This is a genomic window from Polaromonas sp. YR568 (genome assembly GCF_943369415.1).
In the GTDB taxonomy this organism is placed as follows: Bacteria; Pseudomonadota; Gammaproteobacteria; order Burkholderiales; family Burkholderiaceae_C; genus Polaromonas.
In genome coordinates this window covers 83,905-97,093 of the sequence record NZ_CALRNF020000022.1, presented here as the reverse complement: position 1 = coordinate 97,093, position 13,189 = coordinate 83,905, and the positions used below count along the sequence as shown (strand labels likewise).

The 13,189-nt window shown below is 61.6% G+C and carries 12 protein-coding genes; 7 read left to right on the top strand and 5 right to left on the bottom strand.

Annotation, left to right across the window (positions count from 1 at the left end; translation table 11 throughout):
• Window positions 1-160 precede the first annotated feature (160 nt).
• From ACLV74_RS15055 to dnaA, 4 genes are all read right to left on the bottom strand, one after another.
• Window positions 161-424 (bottom strand): DUF3297 family protein, encoded by a 264-nt coding sequence (locus ACLV74_RS15055; RefSeq protein ID WP_411880206.1) that lies wholly within the window; start codon window positions 422-424, stop codon window positions 161-163.
• Between the two features lie 293 nt (window positions 425-717).
• Window positions 718-3,342, bottom strand: coding sequence for a DNA topoisomerase (ATP-hydrolyzing) subunit B (gyrB, locus tag ACLV74_RS15050; protein WP_411880205.1), 2,625 nt, complete (start codon window positions 3,340-3,342; stop codon window positions 718-720).
• Window positions 3,343-3,489: 147 nt separating this feature from the next.
• Complete coding sequence (gene dnaN / locus ACLV74_RS15045) at window positions 3,490-4,596, bottom strand: DNA polymerase III subunit beta (RefSeq protein WP_411880204.1); 1,107 nt, start codon at window positions 4,594-4,596, stop codon at window positions 3,490-3,492.
• 309 nt (window positions 4,597-4,905) lie between these two features.
• The gene (dnaA, locus tag ACLV74_RS15040; protein ID WP_411880203.1) at window positions 4,906-6,300 is read right to left on the bottom strand and encodes a chromosomal replication initiator protein DnaA; all 1,395 of its coding nucleotides are present in this window, start codon (window positions 6,298-6,300) and stop codon (window positions 4,906-4,908) included.
• A gap of 464 nt (window positions 6,301-6,764) precedes the next feature.
• Between dnaA and rpmH the strand changes: the two genes are divergently transcribed.
• The 7 genes from rpmH to ACLV74_RS15005 all read left to right on the top strand — a co-directional run bounded on the left by rpmH (window position 6,765) and on the right by ACLV74_RS15005 (window position 12,568).
• The gene (rpmH, locus tag ACLV74_RS15035) at window positions 6,765-6,899 is read left to right on the top strand and encodes a 50S ribosomal protein L34 (RefSeq protein WP_007862708.1); all 135 of its coding nucleotides are present in this window, start codon (window positions 6,765-6,767) and stop codon (window positions 6,897-6,899) included.
• Window positions 6,900-6,952: 53 nt separating this feature from the next.
• Window positions 6,953-7,372 (top strand): ribonuclease P protein component, encoded by a 420-nt coding sequence (locus tag ACLV74_RS15030; protein WP_411880202.1) that lies wholly within the window; start codon window positions 6,953-6,955, stop codon window positions 7,370-7,372.
• The gene (yidD, locus tag ACLV74_RS15025; RefSeq protein ID WP_411880201.1) at window positions 7,369-7,707 is read left to right on the top strand and encodes a membrane protein insertion efficiency factor YidD; all 339 of its coding nucleotides are present in this window, start codon (window positions 7,369-7,371) and stop codon (window positions 7,705-7,707) included. Before ACLV74_RS15030 ends, yidD begins: the two co-directional genes overlap by 4 nt.
• Window positions 7,704-9,416, top strand: a complete 1,713-nt coding sequence (yidC, locus tag ACLV74_RS15020; RefSeq protein WP_411880200.1) for a membrane protein insertase YidC — start codon at window positions 7,704-7,706, stop codon at window positions 9,414-9,416. The genes yidD and yidC overlap by 4 nt, the downstream gene beginning before the upstream one ends.
• A 110-nt stretch (window positions 9,417-9,526) precedes the next feature.
• Complete coding sequence (gene mnmE / locus ACLV74_RS15015) at window positions 9,527-10,903, top strand: tRNA uridine-5-carboxymethylaminomethyl(34) synthesis GTPase MnmE (RefSeq protein ID WP_411880199.1); 1,377 nt, start codon at window positions 9,527-9,529, stop codon at window positions 10,901-10,903.
• A 174-nt stretch (window positions 10,904-11,077) separates the two neighbouring features.
• The gene (locus ACLV74_RS15010) at window positions 11,078-11,569 is read left to right on the top strand and encodes a Crp/Fnr family transcriptional regulator (protein ID WP_122954706.1); all 492 of its coding nucleotides are present in this window, start codon (window positions 11,078-11,080) and stop codon (window positions 11,567-11,569) included.
• A 261-nt stretch (window positions 11,570-11,830) separates the two neighbouring features.
• A complete protein-coding gene (locus ACLV74_RS15005) occupies window positions 11,831-12,568 on the top strand; it encodes a hypothetical protein (protein WP_411880198.1) in 738 nt (245 codons plus the stop codon).
• A 21-nt stretch (window positions 12,569-12,589) separates the two neighbouring features.
• On the opposite strand, the gene ACLV74_RS15000 is transcribed toward ACLV74_RS15005, so the two are convergent.
• The gene (locus tag ACLV74_RS15000; protein ID WP_411880197.1) at window positions 12,590-13,162 is read right to left on the bottom strand and encodes an adenine phosphoribosyltransferase; all 573 of its coding nucleotides are present in this window, start codon (window positions 13,160-13,162) and stop codon (window positions 12,590-12,592) included.
• Between the last annotated feature and the right edge of the window lie 27 nt (window positions 13,163-13,189).

The following is a 13,189-nucleotide window of genomic DNA, read 5'->3' as shown; positions in this document are numbered from 1 at the left end:
TGCCCAGCGTCTGATGACATTCAATGTCGCCACGTCTATCACTCCTAATTTCCCCTGCTTTTAAAACAAGCAGGGTAGTGCCTACGTGGGTCAGATTTGGATGGAAATTACTGCGTTAAGTGGATCAGATTTCGACGGAATTCAACAGCGGGGGGGCTAATTACTTGTAAAACGGCTCGACCTTGCCTTTGAGCTTGATCATCAGGGGATTGCCCTTGCGGTCGACCTTGTTGCCGACGGGGACCTTGATCCAGCCTTCGCTGATGCAGTACTCGGCGACGTCGAAGCGTTCCTTGTCGTTAAAGCGTATGCCGACGTCGTGCTCGAAGATGGCGGCGACGTGGTGCGGGCTGCGCACGTCGGTCGACAGGTGGTCGGGCAGCGCTGGGCGCTCTGGGGCTGTAGTGGTGGTTTCTTCGGTCATGTGATTCAAGACGGTTTGGAATGATTAAATTGGTGGAGGGAAATGACCCGGCAAACTCTTTTCACTCGCATGTCAGCTTCCGGCTGAACCCTGTGCTGCTGAGCGCGTATGGCTTCCACGGCATCTATTCGAGTTTGCACAGCGTGCGCAAGGCAACGGGCTAGGTCCGATGGCTGTTGCTGACCCAAAGAGTCTCCCGTTAATGTCGATCGATGCGTCATCAAGGCTTCCTGGTCAGTTCCACGCAGAGACCGATCATTTTCCTGACACCAGGAAAATGATCGTCTCAACAATCAAACGTCGATGTTGGCGGCGCGCAGGGCGTTCTGTTCAATGAACTCGCGGCGCGGCTCGACTTCGTCGCCCATCAGCATGGTGAAAACGCGGTCGGCTTCGATGGTGTCGTCGATCTGGACCTTGAGCAGGCGGCGCACGGTCGGGTCCATGGTGGTTTCCCACAGCTGGGCGGGGTTCATCTCGCCCAGGCCTTTGTAGCGCTGGCGGGCGGTGGCGTTTTCGGCCTGGCCGATCAGCCATGCCATGGCCTGGCGGAAGTCGCCGATTTTTTCTTCCTTCTTGCGCTCGCCTTCGCCGCGCATGACTTTGGCGCCTTCGCTGATCAGGCCGCGGAAGGTCGCGGCCGCTTCGGCCAGGGTGGCGTAGTCGGCGCCGTGCACAAAGTCTTGTGTCAGCACGCTGCTCTTGACGTTGCCGTGGTGGCGGCGGCTGATGCGCAGGATGGGTTTGTCGGTGCGGGTGTCGAACTCCCCGGCCACTTCGGCGGGGGCGCCTGTGGTGTTGAGTTCGCGCAGCTTGGCCTGCAGCGTGACGGCGGAGACTTCGGCGTCGGCCACGGTGTCCAGGTTCAGGCTCACGCCGTCGGCAATGGCGCGCAGGGCTTCGGCGTCCATAAAGCCGCGCAGGCGGGCAATCACGGATTCGGCGAGCTGGTGTTTGCGGGCCAGTTCGGCCAGGGTGTCGCCGCTGAGCACGGATTTTTCGTCGGCGCCGGTCTGCACGCTGGCGTCCTTCAGGGCGATGCGCAGCAGGAAGCCGTCCAGGGCGGCCGTGTCCTTGAGGTATTGCTCTTCCTTGCCGGCCTTGACCTTGTAGAGCGGCGGCTGGGCGATGTAGATGTGGCCGCGCTCGACGAGCTCGGGCATCTGGCGGTAGAAGAAGGTCAGCAGCAGGGTGCGGATGTGGGCGCCGTCAACGTCGGCGTCGGTCATGATGATGATGCGGTGGTAGCGCAGCTTGGCGACGTTGAAGTCGTCGGTGCCGGGCGTGCCGCCTATGCCGCCGGCTTTGCCGATGCCGGTGCCGAGGGCGGTGATCAGCGTCAGGATTTCATTGCTGGTCAGCAGCTTTTCGTAGCGGGCTTTTTCGACGTTGAGGATCTTGCCGCGCAGCGGCAGGATGGCCTGGAATTTACGGTCGCGGCCCTGTTTGGCGGAACCGCCGGCGGAGTCACCCTCGACCAGGTAGATCTCGCACATGGCGGGGTCTTTTTCCTGGCAGTCGGCGAGCTTGCCGGGCAGGCCCATGCCGTCGAGCACGCCTTTGCGGCGGGTCATGTCGCGGGCCTTGCGGGCGGCTTCGCGGGCGCGTGCCGCTTCAATGATCTTGCCGACGATGATCTTGGCGTCGTTGGGGCGTTCCTGCAGGTAGTCGTGCAGCAGGCGGCTGACGATGTCTTCGACCGGGCCGCGGACTTCGCTGGACACCAGCTTGTCCTTGGTCTGGCTGCTGAACTTGGGCTCGGGCACCTTGACGCTGAGCACGCAGCACAGGCCTTCGCGCATGTCGTCGCCGGTGACTTCGACCTTGGCCTTCTTGGCCAGTTCGCTGTCGTCGATGTATTTGTTGATGACTCGGGTCATGGCGGCGCGCAGGCCGGTCAGGTGGGTGCCGCCGTCGCGCTGGGGAATGTTGTTGGTGAAGCACAGCACCTGTTCGCTGTAGCCGCTGTTCCACTGCATGGCGACTTCGACGCCGATGTTGGTGCCCTGGTCGCTCTGGCGGTCGCCCATGGCGTTGAAGACGTTGGGGTGCAGCACCGTCTTGCCCTTGTTGATGAACTCGACAAAACCCTTGACACCACCGGCGCCGGCGAAGTCGTCTTCCTTGCCGGTGCGCTCGTCTTTCAGGCGAATGCGCACGCCGTTGTTGAGGAAGCTCAGCTCGCGCAGGCGCTTGCTGAGGATTTCGTAGTGGAAGTCGTTGTTCTCTTTGAAGATTTCGGTGTCGGGCAGGAAGTGGACTTCGGTGCCGCGCTTGTCGGTGTCGTCCATGACCTTCATGGGCGAGACGTCGATGCCGTTGACCTGCTCGATGATGCGGTTCTGCACAAAGCCGCGCGAGAACTCCATCACGTGGACCTTGCCGTCGCGGCGAATCGTCAGGCGCAGCATCTTGCTGAGCGCGTTGACGCAGCTCACGCCCACGCCGTGCAGGCCGCCTGAGACCTTGTAGCTGTTCTGGTTGAACTTGCCGCCGGCGTGCAGCTCGGTCAGGGCGATTTCAGCGGCCGAGCGTTTGGGCTCGTGCTTGTCGTCCATCTTGATGCCGGTGGGGATGCCGCGGCCGTTGTCGGTGACGCTGACGGAGTTGTCGGTGTGGATGGTGACGACGATGTCGTCGCAGTGGCCGGCCAGCGCTTCGTCGATGGAGTTGTCGACGACCTCGAAGACCAGGTGGTGCAGGCCGGTGCCGTCGGAGGTGTCGCCGATGTACATGCCGGGGCGCTTGCGCACGGCTTCCAGGCCTTCCAGGATCTGGATGGAGCCTTCACCATAGGCTTCGGACGCGCCGGCCTGGTTGGTGTCGATCTTGGGCTGGAAATTGGAGCTTTGCTCGCCTGCCGCGCCTTCGGACACATGCACCTGGTCGGCTTCGTTCACTTTGTTTTCTTCAGTCATATCCGGCTTCTTTTCCGATCTTTTTATCGATCTATCACGATCTGTTTCGCGAAATTTTTTCGAATCGCTTCGATTTCTTCAATCTCTTGAATGACCAAACCCGCGTAAGGCCGCGGGTCTGATGGGTGTTGGCGTACGTCCTGTGCGCTAGATGCGCATCGGCATCACCACGTATTTGAAGGCCGCGTCGTCGGGGATGGTCAGCAGCGCGGAGCTGTTGGAATCGGCCAGCTCGATCTTCACCATGTCCTGGTCCATGTTGGCCAGCGCGTCGATCAGGTAGGTCACGTTGAAGCCGATTTCGATGGCGTCGCCGCTGTAGTCGATGTCGAGCTCGTCGACGGCTTCTTCCTGCTCGGCATTGTTGGAAGCCACGCGCAGGGTGCCGGGTTCGATGTTCAGGCGCACGCCCTTGAACTTCTCGCTGGTCAGGATCGCGGTGCGCTGCAGGCTGGCCAGCAGGGGCACGCGGCCCAGGGTGATGATGTTTTTGTGGTTCTTGGGGATCACGCGGTTGTAGTCGGGGAACTTGCCCTCGACCAGCTTGGTGACGAATTCCATGCCTTCAAAGCTGAACTTGGCCTGGTTGCCGGCGAACTGCATCTCGATGGCTCCTTCTTTGTCGCTGAGCAGGCGCTGCATTTCGAGAACCGTCTTGCGCGGCAGGATGACTTCCTGCTTGGGCACTTCGACGTCGAGCAGGGCCGAGGAGAAGGCCAGGCGGTGGCCGTCGGTGGCGACCAGGCTCAGCTGCTTGCCTTCGGCGACGAACAGGATGCCGTTGAGGTAGTAGCGGATGTCGTGCACGGCCATGGCGAAGGAGACCTGGTTGAGCAGCTCCTTGAGGACCTTTTGCGGCACCGAGAAGCCGGGGCCGAAGTTGGCGGCTTCCTGGACCAGCGGGAAGTCCTCGGCGGGCAGGGTTTGCAGCGTGAAGCGGCTTTTGCCGCCCTTGAGGATCAGCTTGTTCTGCGAGGACTCGAGGGAGACGGTCTGGTCGCTGGGCATGGAACGCAGGATGTCGATGAGCTTGCGGGCACCCACGGTGGTCGTGAAGTTGCCGGCGTCGCCGTCGAGCTCGGCCGTGGTGCGGATCTGGATTTCAAGATCGCTGGTGGTGAGTTGCACCTGTGCGCCGGTTTTGCGGATCAGCACGTTGGCCAGAATCGGCAAGGTGTGCCTGCGCTCCACGATACCGGCGACCGATTGCAGAACCGACAAAACTTTATCCTGGGATGCTTTCAGAACGATCATGACTTCCTCTGTATTTATCTTTAATTCTTTAATTCAAATTAGTAGTAGTAGATAAGGGCGGCGCAAATCTGTGGATAGTGCCATTTTCCCCTTTTTGATCAACCACTTGGCGTTTGTTTAACCATGTGTTCAGAAGCCATGGAAACATGCTGCCGGATATGAACAACTTTCGATTGTCATCTGCTTCTGTGGATAAGCCATGGGTTGTTCAAAAGTTGTCCCCAAAGTTATTGCGAAGGCATTTATGCCGGGGATTGGGGCCCAAAAACTGAGCGCTAAAGGATTCATTTCCTGCATGGGTGATGTTTCTCAGCCTTTCAGGGTCTGTTCCAGCACGTGCAGCTGCTGGTTGAGCTCGGTCATCTGCTGGCGCTCCGCGGACATCTTGCGGACGGCGTGCAGCACCGTGGTGTGGTCGCGGCCCCCAAACAGCTCGCCGATCTCCGGCAGGCTCTTCTGGGTCAGTTCCTTGGCCAGGTACATGGCAATCTGCCGCGGCCGGGCAATGCTGGCCGGCCGCTTCTTGGAATACATGTCGGCGACCTTGATCTTGTAATAGTCGGCGACCGTCTTCTGGATGTTCTCGACGCTGATCTGCCGGTTCTGGATGGACAGCAGGTCGCGCAGGGCCTCCCGGGCCAGCTGGATGGAGATTTCCTTGAGGTTGAAGCGGGAGTAGGCCAGGATTTTGCGCAGCGCGCCTTCGAGCTCGCGCACGTTGGAGCGCACGTTCTTGGCAACGAAGAAGGCGACTTCCTCGGGCATGGAGGCGCCTTCGGCCTCGGCCTTGCGGATCAGGATGGCCACGCGCATCTCAAGCTCGGGCGGCTCGATGGCGACCGTCAGGCCGGAATCAAAGCGTGACACCAGGCGCTCGTGGATATCCGTGAGGCCCTTGGGATAGGTGTCGCTGGTCATCACAATGTGCGACTTTTTGGTCAGCAAGGCCTCGAAAGCGTTGAAAAACTCTTCCTGGGTGCGGTCCTTGTTGGCGAAGAACTGGACGTCGTCGATCAGCAGCAAATCCAGGGAGTGGTAACGCTCCTTGAATTCGTCAAAAGTCTTGCGCTGGTAAGCTTTAACCACATCTGAAACAAATTGTTCAGCGTGGATGTAGAGAACTTTGGCGGCCGGGTTGTCGGCGAGCAATTTATTGCCGATGGCGTGCATCAGGTGGGTCTTGCCCAGGCCGACGCCGCCATAGATAAAGAGCGGGTTGTAAAGCTGGCCCAGGCTGCTGGAGACATGCAGCGCGGCGGCCCGGCCCATGCGGTTGGCCGTGCCTTCAATCAGGGTGTCGAAGGTCAGCGCGCTGTTGAGGCGGTTTTTGAACGGCGCGCCGGCGGCTTCTTCGGGAACGCCCAGGCCGGCGGGCTCGGGAATGTTGGAACCCTCAAAAGCCCGGACCATAGATGGCGATTTGACGGGCGCTTCGCGAGGAGCAAGCGCTAACTCAAGCGGTATGCTCTGGCCGGAAATCTTCTCGAGCAGGGCTGAAATACGGCCGGCGTACTGGGCGCGCACCCAGTCGAGTTTGAAGCGGTTGCCCACCAGGACGGTGACTTTGGAGAGGTCGGGCGCGACGTTAACCACCAGCGGACGGATCCAGGTGTTGAACTGCTGCTCGGGTAATTCCTGCGCCAAGTGGTCGACGCAGCTTTGCCACAAGTCCTGGCTCAGGTGTTGGACGGAAGCCTCACTCATGCTGGTTTTTGCCGGATTGCCGGCCTGGCAAGAGAGGCCAGGCGGCGTGTCGCTGCTTGTGGATATTGTTAATTTTGAGCACCGGCAATTGTAGTCCGGACGGGGAGTTATCCACAAAAAAATTGCTTCGGGTTTCAACCTATTTTCGGCCGGGTTAATGGCCGGTCACTGGGCGGGTAATTCGCCGCTCAATGGCGGCTCAATGGCGGTTTCGGCGGCCCGGCGGAGGCGCCCGACGGACCGGCCGGCCCGCGCCGGGCCGCATCTCAGCCTTTACCCCCAATGAACGGGCTAACTTGTTGCCAGCGTTGGGAAATCTGCGATAATCATGGGTTTCCCTGATTCGCAGCGGGTTTTCTACCCGGTTTGCACGGACTTGCGGAGTTGGTTGTGTTGTACGGCCACCAAGATCATTCGAATCGCCAAGGGGAAGCTTCGTAGCTGACCGGCTAACAGGACTCATCATGAAACGCACATACCAACCTTCCAAAGTCAAACGCGCCCGTACGCACGGCTTCCTGACGCGCATGAAAACGCGCGGCGGCCGCGCAGTGATCGCCGCGCGCCGCGCCAAAGGCCGCAAACGCCTGGCTGTCTGAGCCTGTCGTTTTTGCTGGCCATCCGCAGTTTTCTGAACTGACGCCTGGCGCTCGTGCAGCGGCTTCAAACCCGTCCCCAGTTCCAGGCAGTCCTTGCCGGCGCCATCGTTGCAAAAACAACGCATTTCGCATTGCACCGCAATGCGCTGGACGCCAGGCCCGTGCAAGCCGAATCCGGCAGCCCTGTTGATTTCCCCGCGGCAAGGTCGCTGTTCCCCGTCCAGGATGTCTGGCTTGGGGCGATGGTTCCCAAACGCTGGGCCAAACGGGCTGTCACGCGCAACGCCATCAAACGCCAGATTTACACCGTGAGCGCTGATTTTTCGCATCAGTACCCCCAGGCCGCTTATGTGGTCCGCTTGCGGCGTGATTTTTCGCGCAAGGAATTCATCAGCGCCACGTCCGAGCTGCTCAAGCAGGCGGTACGCGCCGAAATCCAGTCCTTGATGCAGGCGGGAGCCAACGCGCCATGACCTCCGTGCGCCCCATGCTGGCTGCCGTCGTCCGCCTGCCGCAAACCTTGTTGATAGGCCTGGTCAAAGGCTATCGCCTGTTGCTCAGCCCCTGGTTGGGCTCGGCCTGCCGCTTCGAGCCGACCTGTTCCGCTTACTCTCTTGAGGCGCTGCAGCAGCACGGTGCTGCCGTCGGCAGCTACCTGACGCTGCATCGCCTGGCCCGCTGCCAACCCTGGTGTGAAGGCGGGCACGATCCGGTGCCGCCGGCTTCCGCCACCGCGGGCCGCTTTTCCCTTTTCTCCCGCCTGGTCACGCCTGTGGCCCCTACCCCTTCTAAAAAGACGCCGTCATGAACGACATCCGCCGCACCATCTTGTGGGTGATTTTTGGTTTCTCCATGGTCCTTTTATGGGACCAGTGGCAGGTTTATAACGGCCACAAGGCGACCTTCTTCCCCTCCAGCACGCAGTCCGCCAAGGCACCCGCAGCGGCCGCCTCCGCGCCGGCAGCCGGCGCCGCGGCGTCTTCGGTGCCCGCACCGCAGTCCGCCAGTGCCACGCCCGGCACGCCAGGTGCCGTGCCCACGGGCGCACCGGTTATCGCCGCCGCGGCGACCAAAGAGCGCGTGGTGGTGAACACCGATGTGCTCGCGCTGACCTTCGACAGCGAAGGCGGCACGCTGGTGCACTCGGCCTTTGTCAAATACAAGGACCAGGTCCACAAGGAAGACGGTTTTGTGCTGCTCGACGAAAGCGCCAACCGCGTTTACGTGGCGCAGACCGGCCTGATCGGCAGCGGCAGCTTTCCCACGCACAAGACGCTGATGACGGTGGTTCCGGGCGAGCGTTCGCTCAAGGAAGGCCTGAACGAACTGGAGGTCAAGTTCGAGTCGGCCGACGTCGGCGGCGTCAAGCTGGTCAAGACCTATACCCTCAAGCGCGGCGCCTACGACATCGCGGTGCGCCACGACATCGTCAACACCGGGACGGCCGCCATTTCGCCGCAACTGTACATGCAGCTTGTGCGCGACGGCAACAAGCCGCCCGGAGAGTCTTCCTTCTACTCCACCTTCACCGGCCCGGCGATTTACACCGAAGCCAAGAAGTACCAGAAGGTCGAGTTCAAGGACATTGAAAACAACAAGGTCGACGTCGAGAAACAATCGAGCAACGGCTACGTCGCCATGGTGCAGCACTACTTTGCCGCGGCCTGGATCCTGGGCGACGGCATCAAGCGCGACCTGTTCTTCCGCAAGGTCGACAACAACCTGTACGCCGTCGGCATGATCACGCCGCTGGACAGCATCGCCCCCGGCGCGACCAAGACCCTGGATTCCAAATTCTTCGTCGGCCCGCAGGAAGAAAAAACCCTGGAAGCCATTTCGCCCGGCCTGGAGCTGGTGAAAGACTATGGCTGGCTCACCATCCTGGCCAAGCCGCTGTACTGGCTGCTCGACAAGCTGCACAGCTTTATCCACAACTGGGGCTGGTCCATCGTGGCGCTGGTGCTGCTGCTGAAGATCGCGTTCTACTGGCTCAATGCCAAGGCGTACGCCAGCATGGCCAAGATGAAGGCCATCAATCCCAAGATCATGGAAATGCGCGAACGCCTGAAAGACAAGCCGCAGGAAATGCAGCAGGCGATGATGAGGATCTACAAAGAGGAAAAGGTCAACCCCATGGGCGGCTGCTTCCCCATCATGATCCAGATCCCGGTGTTCATCGCTTTGTACTGGGTGCTGCTGTCCAGCGTCGAGATGCGCAACGCGCCCTGGATCCTGTGGATCCACGACCTGTCGGCACCGGACCCGTTCTTCATCCTGCCCATCGTGATGACGCTGACGACCATGTTGCAGACGGCGCTCAACCCCGCGCCGCCGGACCCGATGCAGGCCAAGCTGATGTGGTTCATGCCGCTGATCTTCAGCGTGATGTTCTTCTTCTTCCCGGCCGGCCTGGTGCTGTACTGGATCACCAACAACATCCTGTCGATCACCCAGCAGTGGGTCATCAACACCCGCATGGGCGTGCCGCCGCAGTTCAATCTGCCGAAATTCAAATAAGGCGGACACTGGATAAAAAAAATGGGGCCGCTTCGCGGCCCTTTTTTCTTGGGAAGCCCATCCTGGCGGTGGGCGCTGCCCATCGGCTTTCCCCCTTAACATCTACCACCATGCTGGCCCGCCACCACGACCCCATCGTTGCCATCGCCACCGCGCCCGGGCGCGGAGCGGTAGGCATTGTGCGGGTGTCGGGCAAGAGCATCGCGCCTGTCATCGAGGCGCTGTGTGGCCGCCCGCTGCAAGCACGCCAGGCGACTTACCTGCCCTTTCGGGATGCGCAAGGCGTCGCCATCGACCAGGGGCTGGCGCTGCATTTCCCGGCGCCCCATTCCTACACCGGCGAAGACGTGCTGGAGCTGCAGGCCCACGGCGGCCCTGTGGTGCTGCAGCTGCTGCTCGCGCGCTGCCTGGAGGCCATGCCGCAGCTGCGCGTGGCACAACCGGGCGAGTTCACCGAACGCGCCTTCCTCAACGACAAGATAGACCTGGCGCAGGCCGAGGCGATTGCCGACCTCATCGACGCGAGCACCGAAACCGCGGCGCGCTCGGCCGCGCGGTCCATGTCGGGTGAGTTTTCACTGGCGGTGAACACGCTGCTTGAGCAACTGATCCACCTGCGCATGCTGGTCGAAGCCACGCTGGACTTCCCCGAGGAAGACATCGACTTCCTGCAAAAGGCCGACGCGCAGGGCCAGCTCGAACGGCTGCGGGCGACCCTGGCCGGCGTGATGCAGCGCGCGGTGCAAGGCGCGTTGCTGCGCGAGGGGATCAAGGTCGTCATTGCGGGCCAGCCCAACGCCGGAAAGAGCTCGCTGCTCAATGCGCTGGCCGGCGCGGAGCTGGCCATCGTCACGCCGATTGCCGGCACCACGCGCGACAAGGTGTCGCAGCTGATCCAGATCGAGGGCGTGCCGCTGCACGTGGTCGACACCGCCGGCCTGCGCGAGGCGCTCGACGAGGTGGAAAAAATCGGCGTTGAACGCGCCTGGGCCGAAATCGCCAGCGCGGATGCCGTGCTCTTCCTGCACGACCTGACCCGGCATGCCGCGGATTACCTGGCCGCCGATGCGCACATCGCGCAGGTGCTGCACCGCGAGCTGCCGCGCAACACGCCCATCATCGACGTCTGGAACAAATCGGACGCGGCCGATGCGAATGTGTTGGGCACCATCAACGGCGGTGTGTTGATCTCCGCTAAAACCGGCGACGGCCTGCAGGAGTTGCGCCGCCAATTGCTGCAGGTGGTGGGCTGGCAGGCCGCGCCTGAAGGCGTGTTCATGGCGCGTGAACGCCACGTGCGCGCCTTGCACCGGGTGGCGGACCAATTGGTGAAGGCCGACGCGCAGCTTCATGCGGCGCGGCCGGCGCTGGACCTGCTCGCCGAAGACCTGCGGCAGGCGCAGTTGCACCTCAGCGAGATCACCGGCGCGTTCACACCGGACGACCTGCTGGGCGAAATTTTTTCCCGATTCTGCATAGGAAAGTAATCAACGGGCGACAGGCGGGCACCGTGCGCGGACCAGCGGTCGCGAACCCAAAAAATGGTTAAAACGGGTCCGCTGTCGAGGAGAAATTACAAAATCCGGTTTCCTGTATCAGGTGTAAGGGGGCGTTAAGAGCCCTTGTGGCTGCTGTAGTGCGAAGGTATCTTCCGTTGCACTATGAACGCTCCACTCCCCGCCGCCATCCGTTTTGACATCCAGGGCCTGGCCCAGGCCATATTGCATTGCCACGCCAGTGATGCATTGCGTTGTCAATTCAACCAGCCGCATTGGGACATCCTGGCCAGTTACATGCAGCCGTTTGCCCTGAACAGCGGCCAGGTGCTGATGGAGCAAGGCGCGCTGGACCGCACGCTGTACTTTGTCGAAAGCGGCACCTTGAGTGTTCATTACGAAGATGAAAAGGCCCGTGTGCGCATGGCGCTGGTCGGCGCCGGCACCGTGCTCGGCGAAGGCGCGTTCTTCTCGCACATGCCGCGCAGCGCCACGGTGCATGCCTCCACCCCTTGCAAGCTGTGGTGCCTGACGCCCATGCGCTTCCTCGAACTCGCCAATCGCCACAGCCCCATCGCGCTGGAGCTCACCATGGCCATGGGCTCGGTGATGGCCAAGCGGCTGTACAACCGGCCCAAGCGCGTCGCCGTCACCTGAACTTTCCCGGCGCGGCCGGTGCCCCACACAGCAGTCATCAGACATCGGCAATGGCCATTGGCCATTGCCCTGTTCCGGTTGTGTGAAGTTGCACCAAAGTAGTGTTGAGCGTGACTTTTTACCAGACGGTGCGGGGGTGATTGGATAAAGTCATCGCCAAATCTACCGGCAAACAACAGCGTTTGGGGTTTGTAAGATTGCTTACAGACGTCACATACGCGTTGGTGGAAAATTTGCCCATTCATTACAAGAGCGCCGCACATGTCTTTTATGCACTGGTTTTCGAGCAAGCCGCACCCGGCGAAATCCGCTTCCCCCGACGAGCACAAGCGCAACTCCGCGGGGCGCGAAAAGCCCGCAGCGTCCGTTCCCGCGCGCGCGCCTCTTGAGATCAACGCCGCCGGTGAGGGCAGCAAGATCAAGCGCCATGCCCGCCGTGAGCAACTCTACGTTGCAATCCGCGAGGCCATGACGCGCGCCGGCGTGCTGTCGGCCAGTTATAAATTCAAGGTACTGTCGCTGGACCAGCGCGGCAATGAGTTCCTCGTCATGATGGACCTGGCCAAGGCCTTTGGCGGGCAACCCGAGCAACTGACTGAAATTGAGGCCTTGATCGTGCAACACGCCAAGGCGCGTTTTGAGATCACGGTGCCTGCCGTGTACTGGCGCATGGATGAAGTGGCCGTGGTGGTCAAGCCGCGTCTGAACAACCCGGATGCCGCGCACGCCGCGGCGCCGCAGGTCGATGCGGCGGCCAAACCCGCCAGGCCGGGAGCGCCGCGTTACGAGCCTATCCAGGCCGATGAAGTCGCCGCGTTCAAGCAGGCCTTGATGGCAGCGTCCGCCCAGGGCCCGGCCGCAGCGGCCCCCGAAAAAGGCGTCAAGGTCACAAGCGGCCCGCGCTCCTATACGATGCTGACCGGCTTCGAAGACACGGAGATGCCCGATCTTCCGTCGTCGCCGGCACTCAGCAGCACGCAATACGGCGACCTGGTATAGGCCTTCTGCTGATCGGGGCCTTCAGTGCCCGGCGAAATCAATCAGCGTGAACAGGGGCAGGCCCGCGGCCTGCAGCTTCGCCGAGCCGCCCAGCTCAGGCAAATCCACGATCGCGGCGCCTTCGGTCACGGTGGCGCCCAGTTTTTCCAGCAATTTCTTGCCGGCCATCATCGTGCCGCCGGTGGCGATCAGGTCGTCGATCAGCAGGACCCTGTCGCCGGCCTTCACGGCATCGGTGTGCAGTTCCACCGTGGCGCTGCCGTATTCGAGCTCATAGGTTTCCTGCACTGTGGTGAAGGGCAGCTTGCCTTTTTTGCGGATGGGGACAAAGCCGACGTTGAGTTCGTAGGCCACCACGGCGCCCAGAATGAAACCACGCGCGTCCAGCCCGGCGACCACGTCGGGACGCAGCGCCGGGTCCATGTAGCGGTGCACAAAGGCATCGATCAGCACGCGAAAGACCTTGGGGTCTTGCAGCAGCGGCGTGATGTCGCGAAACTGCACGCCCGGCGCGGGCCAGTCGGGCACGGTGCGAATGCGGTCTCGCAGGTACCGGCTGACGGACTGATGTTGGAGGCTGTGGAGATCGGGCATGGTTCGACGTGCAGAGTTACGAGGCGT